The organism is Hyphomonas sp., from assembly GCF_046313975.1.
GTDB lineage: Bacteria > Pseudomonadota > Alphaproteobacteria > Caulobacterales > Hyphomonadaceae > Hyphomonas.
This window is the reverse complement of sequence record NZ_JBKBXB010000017.1, coordinates 1-13,121: the sequence shown is the minus strand read 5'-3', so window position 1 is coordinate 13,121 and position 13,121 is coordinate 1. Positions and strand designations below refer to the sequence as shown.

The 13,121-nt window shown below is 61.6% G+C and carries 8 protein-coding genes and 1 tRNA gene; 4 read left to right on the top strand and 5 right to left on the bottom strand.

The window, feature by feature from the left end; genetic code table 11:
• Window position 1: 1 nt before the first annotated feature.
• Window positions 2–2,401 carry a glycoside hydrolase family 3 N-terminal domain-containing protein gene (locus ACK4TE_RS07955; RefSeq protein WP_409910961.1) on the bottom strand — a complete coding sequence of 800 codons (2,400 nt, stop codon included), beginning with the start codon at window positions 2,399–2,401 and terminating at the stop codon, window positions 2–4.
• Window positions 2,402–2,519: 118 nt separating this feature from the next.
• On the opposite strand from ACK4TE_RS07955, the gene ACK4TE_RS07950 reads away from it, so the two are divergent.
• The gene (locus tag ACK4TE_RS07950; protein WP_409910960.1) at window positions 2,520–5,408 is read left to right on the top strand and encodes a TIM-barrel domain-containing protein; all 2,889 of its coding nucleotides are present in this window, start codon (window positions 2,520–2,522) and stop codon (window positions 5,406–5,408) included.
• A 122-nt stretch (window positions 5,409–5,530) separates the two neighbouring features.
• The gene (locus ACK4TE_RS07945) at window positions 5,531–7,228 is read left to right on the top strand and encodes a class I adenylate-forming enzyme family protein (RefSeq protein WP_409910959.1); all 1,698 of its coding nucleotides are present in this window, start codon (window positions 5,531–5,533) and stop codon (window positions 7,226–7,228) included.
• Between the two features lie 12 nt (window positions 7,229–7,240).
• Here ACK4TE_RS07945 and mmsB read toward each other — a convergent pair whose 3' ends face one another.
• The 4 genes from mmsB to ACK4TE_RS07925 all read right to left on the bottom strand — a co-directional run bounded on the left by mmsB (window position 7,241) and on the right by ACK4TE_RS07925 (window position 11,301).
• Window positions 7,241–8,131, bottom strand: coding sequence for a 3-hydroxyisobutyrate dehydrogenase (gene mmsB, locus ACK4TE_RS07940; RefSeq protein ID WP_409910958.1), 891 nt, complete (start codon window positions 8,129–8,131; stop codon window positions 7,241–7,243).
• A gap of 1 nt (window position 8,132) precedes the next feature.
• Complete coding sequence (locus ACK4TE_RS07935) at window positions 8,133–8,909, bottom strand: enoyl-CoA hydratase-related protein (RefSeq protein ID WP_409910957.1); 777 nt, start codon at window positions 8,907–8,909, stop codon at window positions 8,133–8,135.
• A gap of 32 nt (window positions 8,910–8,941) precedes the next feature.
• Window positions 8,942–9,718 (bottom strand): hypothetical protein, encoded by a 777-nt coding sequence (locus tag ACK4TE_RS07930; protein WP_409910956.1) that lies wholly within the window; start codon window positions 9,716–9,718, stop codon window positions 8,942–8,944.
• A gap of 86 nt (window positions 9,719–9,804) precedes the next feature.
• Window positions 9,805–11,301, bottom strand: a complete 1,497-nt coding sequence (locus ACK4TE_RS07925; RefSeq protein ID WP_409910955.1) for a CoA-acylating methylmalonate-semialdehyde dehydrogenase — start codon at window positions 11,299–11,301, stop codon at window positions 9,805–9,807.
• 218 nt (window positions 11,302–11,519) lie between these two features.
• Between ACK4TE_RS07925 and ACK4TE_RS07920 the strand changes: the two genes are divergently transcribed.
• Both ACK4TE_RS07920 and ACK4TE_RS07915 read left to right on the top strand, forming a co-directional pair.
• A tRNA-Leu gene (locus ACK4TE_RS07920) sits at window positions 11,520–11,604 on the top strand.
• 215 nt (window positions 11,605–11,819) lie between these two features.
• Window positions 11,820–13,076 carry a tyrosine-type recombinase/integrase gene (locus ACK4TE_RS07915; RefSeq protein ID WP_409910954.1) on the top strand — a complete coding sequence of 419 codons (1,257 nt, stop codon included), beginning with the start codon at window positions 11,820–11,822 and terminating at the stop codon, window positions 13,074–13,076.
• Window positions 13,077–13,121: the final 45 nt, after the last annotated feature.

Genomic DNA, 13,121 nt, shown 5'->3' with positions numbered 1-13,121 from the left:
TCTACTCCTCAGAAACTGTGACCGGCGTCGCCATCGCCGCTGCTGGCCCCGCCGCCACGATCGGCGCCGTAAGGCGGAAACTGCCCGTCAGGCGGATATCGGCCGAGCTTGCCCCAATGCCGAAATCGATGCGGCCCGCATCCGCTTCAAACTGCCCGGAAGGCGCGAAATAGGCAAACTGTTCCGGCGCCAGTGTGAACGCCACGCGCCGCGTTTCGCCCGCCGGTATCGCCACGCGCGCAAACCCGCGCAGCTCCTGCTGCGGCCGCGCCACCTGCGCTACCGGATCGCGCACATAAAGCTGCACCACTTCGTCCGCATCAACGCCGGACGTGTTCGTCACCGCCGCGCTGATCGTCACGCGTCCGCCCGGCGCCAGCGTTCCGGAGGAGAGCGTCAAGCCGCCATACTCGAACGCCGCATAGCTCAGCCCCTGCCCGAAGGCGTAAGCGGGTGTGATCGGAATATCCATGTAGCGCGCGGAATCTTTCGCCAAGTCAGGATCCGCCGGCCGGCCTGTCGGATAGTGGCCGATGAAGTAGGGCGACTGGCCTGTGCGCCGCGGAAAGCTCGCCGGCAAGCGCCCCGCCGGCACAGCATCGCCGAACAATGTGCGTGCCACCGCCGGGCCAGCCTCAACGCCCGGAAACCAGGCGACGAGAATGGAGGCGCCCTCATGATCCAGCGGCCCAATGTCCAGCGGCCGCCCGGTCATCAGTACCGTGACGACCGGCTTGCCCGCCGCCAGCACAGCTTCGGCCAGCGCCCGTTGAGGCGCCGGAAGGCTGATATCGGAGCGCGAGCGCGCCTCGCCGGAAAGATTGTAATCTTCGCCGGTGACGAGGATCACGACATCTGCTGCCTTCGCCGCCGCCACGGCGCGCGCAATTTCTGCCGGATCGGCTGCCTCGCGCGTGCCTGCACCCAGTTCATAGGTGACATTCGCTTCGCCGAGGCGTGTGCGCAGTGCGTCCACGACGGTCACGACATCCCCTTCGCGCCCCTGCGCCTTCCACGATCCGATCATGGAGCGCGCATCGCCCGCCAGTGCGCCGATCACCGCCACCTTGCCCGGTTCGGCTTTCAGCGGCAGCAGGGCATTGTCGTTGCGCAGCAGCACCATGGAGCGTTCGGCCACCTTCAGCGCCGCTTCCCTGTGCGCCGGGCTCAGCATCACCTCGGCTTCGCGCGCGCCGTCATGGTACGCATACGGAGTGTCGAACAGGCCAAGGCGCTCCTTTGCCCTCAATACACGCAGCACAGAGGCGTCCAGCGCCGCCTGCAAGTCTGGCGAAGCCTCGACGGCTGCCAGCATGTCAGCGGCGTAAATGCCGCTCGTCATTTCCATGTCGACACTCGCGAGCAAGGCCAGCGCGCCCGCCTCTGCCCGCGTCTCTACCACGCCGTGCGCGATCAGTTCCACCACAGAGTTCCAGTCGCTGACGACGAGGCCCTGATAGTTCCAGGCGCTGCGCAGCAGGCCGTTCAGCAGCGCCTTGTTCGCCGTGGTCGGCACCCCGCCGATATCGTTGAAGGCCACCATGAAGCTCGCCGCGTCTTCTTCGGCGGCTGCATGGAAGGGCGGCAGGTAGACATCCATCAGTGTACGTTCGGAAATGTCGGCGCTGTCATAGTCGCGCCCGCCCGTGCCCGCGCCATAGGCGCCGAAATGTTTGGCGGTGGCGATGATCGTGTCGCTGCGTGTCAGGTCATCGCCCTGGTAGCCGCGTACCTGCGCGCGCGCCATGGCTGATCCGAAGAAGGGCTCTTCCCCGGCGCCCTCCACAATCCGCCCCCAGCGGGCATCGCGCGCGATGTCCACCATCGGCGCAAACGTCCAGTGCAGCCCTGCTGCCGACGCCTCCACTGCCGCCACCCGCGCCGAGAGCTCCGCGTCATCTGCGTCAAATGTCGCCGCGATGCCGAGCGGTACGGGGAAAATCGTGCGATAGCCATGCACCACATCCATCGCGAACAGCAGCGGAATGCCCAGCCGGCTTTCCTCCACGGCCACGCGCTGCAGCTCGCCCAGAAATTCTGCGCCCGCAACATGCAGGTAGGAACCAACCCCGCCCGCACATACGCGCTCATACTCGCCCTCATTGATCCGCGAGTTCAGCGCAAGCTGCCGCCCCCCCGCCATCTGGTTCAGCTGGCCAAGCTTCTCCGCCGTGGTCATCCGCGCCAGAATGTATTCCGCCCGCGCCTCCCCCTTCAGCCCGAGCGCGGTCGCGTAAGCAGCAATCGTCTGACCCTCGACTGCCTCCATCACAGCCGGTTGCGATTCGGGTGCCCCACTGATCGCGCAGCCGGGTACAGCGATCATCAGGGCGAGCGCAGCACTCCCCAAAGTGGCTTTCAACCGCCGATCGGCGGGGCGCGCCTTGCGGGATAAATTCATCCCTTCCTCCCGGGTCGTTTATAGTGTTTGTTAGCGCTAGCAAAACTGGCACCGGGATCACCGGCTGTCAAACAAGAAGCCCTCAAGGGGCTCGAAACAGCTGGGAGGAAACGGGAAGATGCTGGAAAAAGCTGGAATCTGTGAGAGCCGCCGGGAGCGCCTCGCTCTCTTCGCGGTCCCTTCGATCCTCCTTGCGGCGCTTGTGGCCTGCACAGGCCTGGAAAAAGCTGGAATCGCCGAGAGCGAACCGCGCTGGACCCGCACCGAAACCGGCATCCTCCTGCACCCGATCAGCAGCGATTCCGGCGCCCTGCGCCTCGAACTCGTCCGCGACAACATCCTGCGCGTCACCGCTGCCCCCACCGCCGGCATCCCCGATCTCACCAGCCTGATGGTCATCGCCGAACACGAACCGGTGCCCTTCACCGCCACTGAATCCCGCGGCGAGATCACCCTCTCCACCACCAGCCTGCAGGCCCGCATCGCCCTCGACTCTGGCGCCGTGTCCCTGTTCCGGCCTGATGGCTCCCCCGTTGTGGCGACGACAGGAGGGAGCCTGTTCTCGCCTGTGAAAGTTGAAGGCCAGGAGTATTACGCCGTCACCCAATCCTTCACCGGCCAGCCCGGCGAAGGCCTCTACGGTCTCGGCGCACACCAGACCGGCGAGTTCAACTATCGCGGCGCGAACATGGAGCTCGCCCAGCACAATATCGTCGATGCGGTTCCCTTCCTCGTATCCTCGTCGGGCTACGGCATCCTCTGGGACAATAACGGCATCACCCGCTTCGGCGATCCCCGACCCTATCAGGCGCTTGATCAGGAGCTGACACTCACCGCGCTTGACGGAACAGAAGGCGGGCTGACCGGACAGTACTACCTCGGCGACGAGATCGTCCTGACACGGATCGAGGCGGATCCGGACTTCCAATATCTTCCGCCCGACGAATACCTGCGCGATCCACCCGGGCGCTATGATTGGCCCGTTGAACTTGGAGGCGAGGAACCTTCGAAAGTTGTCTGGGAAGGCACAATGGAAGCCCGCACAACCGGCACGCATTCCTTCAATCTCTATGCCAGCAACTATTACAAGGTGTGGATCGACGGCGAGATCGTGATCGACCGCTGGCGCCAGAACTGGAACCCGTGGCATCACAAGTTTGACCTTGAGATGCAGCCCGGCGCGCCGCGCACCATAAAGGTCGAATGGATTCCGAATGGCGGCTATTACCGGCTGCAGCACCTTGGCCCGCGTCCTTCTGAAGATGCCAACAACATCACGCTGACCTCCGAAACCGCAAAGGCGATCGACTATTATGTCGTCGTCGGCGACGACATTGACGGCGTGATCAGCGGCTACCGTGAACTGACCGGCCCGGCGGTGATGTTGCCGAAATGGGCCTATGGATTCTGGCAGAGCCGGCAGCGCTATACCCGGCAGGAAGAGCTGCTGGACATCGTGAAGGAATACCGCAAACGCGCCATTCCGTTCGATAATATCGTACTCGACTGGTTCTACTGGCCGGAGGACGCCTGGGGCTCGCACGCCTTTGATCTTGCGCGCTTTCCGGATGCAGGCGGGATGGTGAAAACGGTGCATGATCACAATGTGCAGATCATGATTTCGGTCTGGCCGAAATTCTATCCGATGACAGAAAACTACAAGGAGCTTGATGCCGGCGGGCACATCTATCAGCGCCAAATCGAGCTGAAGTCCAAAGACTGGGTTGGACCCGGCTATGCCAATTCCTTCTACGATCCGTATTCGGAAGAAGGCCGGCAGATCTACTGGCGCCAGATGGAAGAAAACCTAGGGCGCCTCGGCTTCGATGCCTGGTGGATGGACGCAACCGAACCCGACCAGCATTCAAACCTCTCCTACCCCGAACGCGCCCTGCGCATGGGGCCGACGGCGATGGGCCCCGGCGCGGAATTCTTCAACAGCTATGTGCTGATGAACTCGAAGGCCATCTTTGAAGGTGAGCAGGCCTCCAAGCCCGATACGCGCAGTTTCCTGCTGACGCGTTCTGCCTGGGGCGGCATTCAGCGATATGCTTCGGTCGTATGGAGCGGCGATGTGACCGGGCGTTGGGAGGATCTTGCGCTGCAAATTCCGGCCGGGCTGAACATGGCGTTGTCCGGTGTACCGAACTGGACGCATGACATTGGTGGCTTCGCTGTTGAAGACCACTATACGCGGCAGGACCCTACGCATCTCGATGAATGGCGAGAGCTTTATTCCCGTTGGTTCCAGTACGGCGCCTTCACACCTGTGTTCCGCTCGCATGGCGAATTCCCCTTCCGCGAAACATGGAACATCGCGCCGGAAGGAAACGAGGTGTATGACGGTCTCGTCTATTATCACAAGCTGCGTTACCGCCTGCTGCCCTACATCTACACGCTGGCCGCCGACACTTATCATAATGACGGAACGATCATGCGCGCCCTTGTCATGGACTTTCCGGATGATCCGCAGACGCACAATATCGGCGACCAGTACATGTTCGGCCCTGCGTTCCATGTCGCGCCTGTAACGGAATTTAAAGCCCGCACGCGCGACGTGTACCTGCCGGCGGGTGCGGACTGGTATAACTTCTATTCAGGCGAGAGGCGCTCTGGCGGCAGCAGTGTCACCGCGGATGCACCGCTGACGCGCATTCCGCTGCATGTGCGCGCGGGGGCCATCGTGCCCATGGGGCCGGAGGTGCAGTATGCCTTGGAGGAGACCGATGGCGCCCTGACGATCCGTGTCTATCGGGGCGCAAATGGCGCGTTCAGCCTTTATGAGGATGACGGCGTCACCTATGCCGGCCTGCGCGGCGAGCATAGCCGCATACCGTTTTCCTACAGCGAGGCCGATGGCACGCTGACCATCGGTCAGAGGCAGGGCGCCTATCCCGGCATGCAGGTACAGCGCTCGCTTCAGATCGAATGGATCGGCGGGCCTGTGCCAGACCGGGAGAGCGTGACCTATTCCGGAAATGAAATCAGGGTCAAAGCGCCCGGTTGATCAACCTTAATTCTGAAGGTTCCCCCGCGTCACCGGCGCCTGCCGTGGCGCCATATGTTCCTTTACCCTGCGTTCTGTGCATGATCGGATACAACAAATCCAAAAAGAAACCGGGGAGAGACATGCACTACGCGGAATTGAAACAGGCGCGCGCAGAACTGACGGGTCCGGGAGGTCTGTTCGAGATCACCGAAGCGGAAGTTCTCGGCACCCGCATCCGCGTTTACAAGAATGCTCCGCCGAGCATTCGCGAAGTCTGGCTTTCCACCACGCAGTTCGGTGACCGGCGCTATCTGGTATATGGCGATGAGCGCCTGACGTATGCGGAGGCGCACCAGCGCGTGAACGCGGTGGCGGCATGGCTAGCCGCACAGGGCGTGCGCTCCGGCGACCGGGTTGCCATCGCGATGCGAAATTTTCCGGAATGGATGCTGATCTACTGGGCCTGCGTTTCAACAGGCATCGCCGTGGTCGGCATGAATGCCTGGTGGACCGCGGAGGAAATGTCTTACGGCCTGAAGGACTCGGCGCCGAAGGTTCTGTTCCTCGATGCAGAGCGCCTTGCCCGCGTGAATGAGAATCCGGAAATGGTTTCCGGCATGAAGCTGGTCGGCGTGCGCCTGACCGAGAGGCCGGCGAATGTGATCGACTGGGCAGACGTGATCGCGCATAGCGGCGACATGCCGGACGTGAAGATTGATCCGGATGCGGACGCCTGCATCTTCTATACTTCCGGCACGACCGGGTTTCCGAAAGGCGCGCAGTTGACGCATCGCGGATGTGTGGCGAATCTTCTCAACATGCAGTTTGCGGGCGCCTCCACCGCGCTCGCCATGCAGCGCGCGACGGGCATCGAGCCACCGCCGACGCCGCCGATCCCAGTAACGCTTATAACGACGCCGCTGTTCCACGTCACCGCCAACAATTGCGGGGCCTATGCCGCGACGGCGGCAGGCGGTACGCTGGTGCTGATGTACCGCTGGGATGCGGGCGAAGCTCTGCGCCTGATCGAGAAGGAGCGCGTGACGGCCATGAGCGGTGTACCGGTGATGGCGCGTGAACTGATCAACCATCCGGATTTCGAGAAGACGGACACATCCAGCATGCTTTCCCTTGGCGGCGGCGGCGCGCAGGTGCCTCCGGATCTCGTGTTGAAGATTGACAAGGCCGCTGCGACGGCGCGGCCGAATACAGGCTATGGCATGACAGAGACCTGCGGGATCATCACATCGATTTCCGGAGACTTCTTTGTCGACAAACCAGACAGCGCCGGCCCGTATATGCCGAACTTCGAGGCGAAATGCGTGGACGACACCGGTAATACCGTGCCACAGGGCGAGGTGGGCGAATTGTGGGTACGCGGATCATCCGTCATCAAGGGATACATAAACCGGCCGGAAGCGACCGCCGCCTCGATCACAGATGGCTGGCTGCACACGGGCGACGTGGCGCGCATTGACGAGAATGGTTTCATCTTCATCGTTGACCGCAAGAAGGACATGGTTCTGCGCGGCGGAGAGAATGTCTATTGCGCCGAGGTCGAGGCGACGATCTATCGCCATCCGGCAATTGCGGAATGCTGCGTGTTCGGTGTGCCGGACGAGCGCCTCGGTGAGGAAGTTGGCGTGGCGGTTGTACTGAAGGTTGGCGAAAGCCTGACGGAAGATGCGCTGCGCGCGCATTGCGCCACCATAATGGCGAAGCACAAGGTGCCGCGTTATGTCTGGTTCCACAGCGAACCGCTGCCGCGCAATGCAAGCGGCAAGTTCCTGAAGAAAGACCTGCGGGACGAACTGGCGCCGAAGCTGACTTCGGCCTGATGCGCAGACGGATCAGATTTCACCCTTGATCTCTTTCATCACGCCCGAGAAATCGAGACCATCGAAGCCGCGATCAGACAGCGACTGATAGATTGCTTCGGCATGCTCGCCGAGGCGGATGCCAGCGCCAGAAGCGCGGGCGGCTTCGGCGGCGAGGTGCAGGTCTTTCAGCATCATCGCGACGGCGAAGCCTGGCTTGTAGTCGCGGTTTGCGGGTGAGGTCGGCACCGGGCCGGGGGCCGGGCAATAGCTGGTCATCGACCAGCATTGGCCAGAGGAAACGGACGAAATCTTGTAGAAAGTTTCAGCATCAAGACCCAGCTTTTCAGCGAGGTTGAACGCCTCGCAGGTGCCGATCATCGAAATGCCGAGCAGCATGTTGTTGGCGATCTTTGCCGCCTGCCCGTTGCCCGCTCCGCCGGCATGGAAGATGTTCTTGCCCATGCCCTTGAGGATCGGTTCGGCTTTTTCGAACGCCTTAGCGGTGCCGCCAGCCATGAAGGTGAGCGTGCCGGCCTCGGCAGCCGCGACACCGCCGGAGACGGGTGCATCGACCATGATCAGGCCGGCGATGTCTGCCTGCGCATGCGCTTCGCGCGCATCGGTGACAGCGATGGTGGAACAATCGATCAGCAGCGTGCCGCGTTTAGCATGCGCGGAGACGCCGTCCGGGCCGAAATAGACGCCGAGAACATGCTTTCCGGCAGGGAGCATGGAGACGACAACATCAGCATCCTTCACGGCATCTGCGACTGAACTGGCGGCGCGCGCGCCCTTGTCGGCAACGGCATGAACGGCCTCGGCGTTGAGATCAAAAGCGGAGACCGCGTGCCCAGCCTTCACGAGATTGGCGCACATGCCGCCGCCCATGTTGCCGAGGCCGATGAAGGCGATGTTGGCCATGTTACCTGTCCTCAAACTTCGCGGCGCGCTTTTCGCTGAAGGCGGCCATGCCTTCTTTCTGGTCGGCCGTACCGAACAGCCCCTGGAACAGGCGGCGCTCGAACTTCACACCCTCCGTGGTCGGAAGTTCCAGCGCGCGGGCAACCATTTCCTTGGCCGCCATCAGCGAGGGCACCGAGAAAGCCGCAATCTCGTTTGCAGCGGCAAGTGCCACCTCCAATAGCGTATCGTGCGGCACAACGCGGGAGACGAGGCCGATGCGGTCAGCTTCGGCGGCATCGATCATCCGGCCGGTCAGGACGAGGTCCATTGCCTTGGCCTTGCCGACGGCCTTGGTAAGACGAATCGAGCCGCCCATGCCGGGCGTGACGCCGAGCTTGATTTCCGGCTGGCCGAACTTTGCCTTGTCGGAGGCGATGATCAGGTCACACATCATCGCGAGTTCGCAACCCCCGCCGAGGGCGAAACCATTGACTGCCGCGATTACCGGCTTGCGGCTGGCGGCGAACCGGTCCCAGCCCGCGAAATAGTCCTCGACATACATGTCGGAGAAGGATTGCGGCTGCATTTCCTTGATGTCTGCGCCTGCGGCGAACGCACGGCCTGCACCCGTCAGTATGCTGACAGCGATGCCCTTGTTGCGGTCGATGGCGGCGAAACAATCGACGACCTCCGCCATGATCTCCGCATTGAGCGCATTCAGGCTGTCCGGCCGGTTCAGCGTGACAATGGCCACACGGCCCTTCTGCTCGAAGGTGATCGTCTTGTATTCAGTCATCAGGATAGGTTGTCCTTGCTATTCAATCTTAATCAGACGGGCGGCGGGCCCGGTGGCGGTGGGAAATCGAGGCCGCTGGTGCCGGCGAGCGGTGTATCGGCAACGACTGCGTCGTAAATGCCTTCACCGATAGGTGAGAACCCGATAACCCGCGCAAGGACAGTCACGGCCACTAGCACGCCGATACCCCAGAACCAGGCGGGGTGCGGCCTTCCGTGCACACGCCAGTCATAAAGAATGCCGATGGCGGGGAAGATGATGGCAACGAGTACCGCGATTTCGAAGGCGTAGGGCGGCAGAAGCGGCATCGGCAGGAGCCTTCCGAAGCCGGGGCCCATGAGCAGCACGAAAGAGCCGATCTGAAGGCGCGCATGCCAGTCCGTTTGCTTGCGCATGAGGTAGGCTGCGACGAGCAATCCGATGGCGGCATAGAGCGATAGCGGGTTGGCGACGATGAAATGCTGTGGCTGAAAGAAGAAGGGCGTGCGCCCCGTCTGCACTGTTGCGACGGTCACCCACGTTCCAAAGACGAGGAGGCCAAGAGCCCAGATGGCTGCCACCTTGCCGACCTGTTTGTGCAGCGCAATGTTACCCGCCCCGGCGAGCCAGACCTGCGTCAGCACGATGCCGACCCAGCCCATGAACACCACGGCATGGGCATGCACGATCAGCGGCGCATTGAAGCTGGACCGGCCCATCACTAGCTGGACGACGAAGCCAGACACCAGAATGACGGCCATACCCGTCGCAAGGTTGCGGATAAAACGGCGGTCATCCGCCACTGGGGCAGTGATATTGGCATCCGCCATGAAACCCTCCCCGGTTTCAATTGTTGAGCCCAACGAATTAACTCAGCCCTGTACACCTCACAAGCGGTGCACTTTCGGCAGGATGCCTATCCCATCGTCGGGATGACGAAGGCCTGGTCGCCGATATCGCCTTCCGGCCAGCGCTGGGTGACCGTCTTGATTTTGGTCCAGAAGCGGATGCCTTCGGGCCCGTGCTGGTTCGTGTCCCCGAAGGCGGAGCGTTTCCAGCCGCCGAAGGTGTGGTAAGCGACCGGCACCGGGATCGGCACGTTGATGCCGACCATGCCGACATTCACCTGCGCCGCAAATTCGCGCGCCGCGCGGCCGTTGGAGGTGAAGATCGCGCAACCGTTCCCGTACTGATGATCTGAGGCGTAGGCTGCAGCTTCTTCCAGAGTCTCGACACGCATGACCTGCAGGACAGGCCCGAAGATTTCCTCTTGGTAGGATTTCATGCCGGGCTTCACATGGTCGAACAGCGAGGGGCCGATGAAGAAGCCTTTCTCATGGCCCTGCAAGGTGTGGCCCCTGCCATCGAGGATGAGCTTTGCGCCTTCATCGACGCCCATCTGGATATAGCTTTCGATTTTCGCCTTGTGCTGGGCGGAGACGACGGGGCCATAGTGGGCCTCGGTGTCAGTGGAGATGCCGATCTTGAGCTTCTGCGCTTCGGCGGTCATGCGCTCAACGAACTCGTCGGCCGTCTTCTTGCCGATCGGCACGGCCACCGGAAGCGCCATGCAGCGCTCGCCAGCCGAGCCATAGGCGGCGCCGACAATGTCCTTCACCGCCTGCTCAAGGTTCGCATCCGGCAGGATGATGCCGTGGTTCTTGGCGCCGCCCATGGCCTGCACGCGTTTGCCGTGGGCTGTACCGGTGGAATACACATAGTGTGCGATGTCGGACGATCCGACGAAGCTGACGGCCTTGATATCCGGATGCGTGAGGATGGCATCAACGGCAACCTTGTCCCCGTTGACGACGTTCAGCACACCCTTCGGCGCGCCGGCCTCCAGCATCAGCTCCGCAAGGCGCATCGGCACGGAGGGGTCTTTCTCCGACGGTTTCAGGATGAAGGTGTTGCCGCAGGCGATGGCGACGGCGGCCATCCAGCATGGGATCATGGCGGGGAAGTTGAACGGCGTGATGCCCGCGCAGACGCCGAGGGCCTGGCGCATTGAGAACACGTCAATGCCGGGGCCCGCGCCTTCGGTATATTCGCCCTTGAGCAGGTGCGGCACACCACAGGCGAACTCGACCACGTCAAGGCCGCGCTGGATGTCGCCCTTCGAGTCGGCGATGACCTTGCCATGTTCAGACGAAAGCAGGTGCGCCAGCTCGTTCATGTTCGCCTCGACGAGGCGCTTGAATTCGAACATCACACGGGCGCGGCGCTGTGGATTGGTGCTGGCCCAGGCTGGGAGGGCGGCTTTGGCCGCGTCAACTGCAGCCGCCAGCTCCGCTGCCGTTGCAAGCGCAACGCGGGCCTGAATCTCGCCGGTGTTCGGGTTGTAAATGTCCCCGAAACGGCCGGACTTGCCCGGCACGACCGCGCCGTTGATAAAATGATGCACCTCGCGCATGCGCGCCTCTCCCTTGGTATGCCGGGCTGAGCCCGGCCTGTTTGCGTACTCCGATACACGAGCAGCCCCATCGGTGACACCCGCAAAAATGCAGGATCGCGCCCTCATCGCGACAGCCATCAAGCCGCTATTGGGCGGCCGCGGGAAATCAGCATCAGCATCATTTCCCCGTTGACCAAAGCCCCCGCCAACCCTATTACCCCGCCTCTCTACCCCGTGCCCAGATGGCGGAATTGGTAGACGCACTGCTTTCAGGTAGCAGCGCTGCAAGGCGTGGAGGTTCGAGTCCTCTTCTGGGCACCAGGAATTCTTCCGAGAAGATCCTGAAGAGTTCAAAAATACAATAAAAACAGACAGTAAGGCCGACCGGGTCGTCTGCGGAGATCCGGGGAAATATGACGAAGTGTTGGTACAGCCAGACGCTTTGTTGGTATCTTTGTTGGTATCTTTGTTGGTATCACAGAGGCTCGTGGCATCGATCTTGCTCGCCCAATCGGGGAATCCGAAGGAGCGCGCTGATGCCTCTCACTAACTTGCAGGTCCAGAACCTGAAGCCATCCGGTCGCAGTCTCAAAGTGAGCGACGGCGCGGGACTGTATTTGCACCTCACCCCCTCGGGTTCCAAGCTCTGGCGAATGGCTTACCGCTATGGCGGAAAACAGAAGACGCTGGCGTTTGGTGCCTATCCAGCGGTTTCGCTTGCTGTCGCCAGGGAACGGAGAGCTGCTGCCCGTCAGACACTAGCCGCAGGCAAGGATCCGGCTCTGGAAGCGAAACGAGCACGCCAGAACGCGGAGCTGGAAGCGGCAAGCTCGTTCAACGCGATTGCCGATGAATTCCTTGCGAAGGCCGAAAAAGAAGGCCGCGCTGACGCAACAATGGCAAAGAAGCGTTGGCTACTCGACATGGCCCGCGAGCAATTTGGAGATATGCCCGTTCGGGAAATCCAAGCGGCCGATGTGCTCGCAGCGCTTCGCCTGGTTGAGGAGCAAGGCAATTACGAAACCGCCCGGCGGCTGCGCTCAACAATTGGGCAGGTTCTTAGATATGCAGTCGCAACAGCGCGAGCCGAGACTGACCCCACCACTGCCTTAAGAGGCGCGCTGATCGCCCCCAAAGTCACTCATCGCGCCGCAATTGTAGACCGGGAAGAGTTTGGCAAGCTCGTTCGGTCGATCTGGAGCTATTCCGGTTCGACAGAAACGGAAGTCGGGCTGCGACTTATGGCACTATTGTATCCACGACCGGGAGAGCTCAGATTTGCGACTTGGGGTGAGTTCGATATCGACAACGGTTGTTGGACGATACCTGCCGCCAGAACAAAGATGCGGCGTGAGCACAGAAAGCCGCTTTCGGGACTGGCTGTCGAGATCCTTCGAGACTTCCGAACACGACGCCGAACGGACGGGCTTCTGTTGCCGTCTTTAACTTCACTCCTCGCGCCAATAAGCGAGAATACACTCAATCTCGCGCTGAGGCGGCTTGGATACGGCAAGGACGAGGCGTGCTCGCACGGCTTTCGCGCCAGCGCCTCCAGCATCCTAAACGAAAGCGGTCTTTGGTCGGCCGATGCTATTGAAGCAGAGTTGGCCCACGCTAGTGGTAACGAGGTTCGCCGCGCTTATCACAGAGCGAGCTATTGGGAGGAGCGCATCAGAATGGCGGAATGGTGGAGCGACGAGATCCAAAAAAGCCTCCGGCAGAGCAACACCCAGACACCTAGCTTTGCAACCGCCGCTGTGCCTTCCAAGATAGGCGTCTTACAGTATGACTGATTGGCAGAATGAGTTGTTCGACGAAAATGCTTATCATCGATTAAT

Bases quoted from the DNA above. Each gene is read 5' to 3' on its own strand.
- ACK4TE_RS07955 (WP_409910961.1), bottom strand. From the start codon at position 2,401: ATGAATTTATCCCGCAAGGCGCGCCCCGCCGATCGGCGGTTGAAAGCC.
- ACK4TE_RS07950 (WP_409910960.1), top strand. From the start codon at position 2,520: ATGCTGGAAAAAGCTGGAATCTGTGAGAGCCGCCGGGAGCGCCTCGCT.
- ACK4TE_RS07945 (WP_409910959.1), top strand. From the start codon at position 5,531: ATGCACTACGCGGAATTGAAACAGGCGCGCGCAGAACTGACGGGTCCG.
- mmsB (WP_409910958.1), bottom strand. From the start codon at position 8,131: ATGGCCAACATCGCCTTCATCGGCCTCGGCAACATGGGCGGCGGCATG.
- ACK4TE_RS07935 (WP_409910957.1), bottom strand. From the start codon at position 8,909: ATGACTGAATACAAGACGATCACCTTCGAGCAGAAGGGCCGTGTGGCC.
- ACK4TE_RS07930 (WP_409910956.1), bottom strand. From the start codon at position 9,718: ATGGCGGATGCCAATATCACTGCCCCAGTGGCGGATGACCGCCGTTTT.
- ACK4TE_RS07925 (WP_409910955.1), bottom strand. From the start codon at position 11,301: ATGCGCGAGGTGCATCATTTTATCAACGGCGCGGTCGTGCCGGGCAAG.
- ACK4TE_RS07915 (WP_409910954.1), top strand. From the start codon at position 11,820: ATGCCTCTCACTAACTTGCAGGTCCAGAACCTGAAGCCATCCGGTCGC.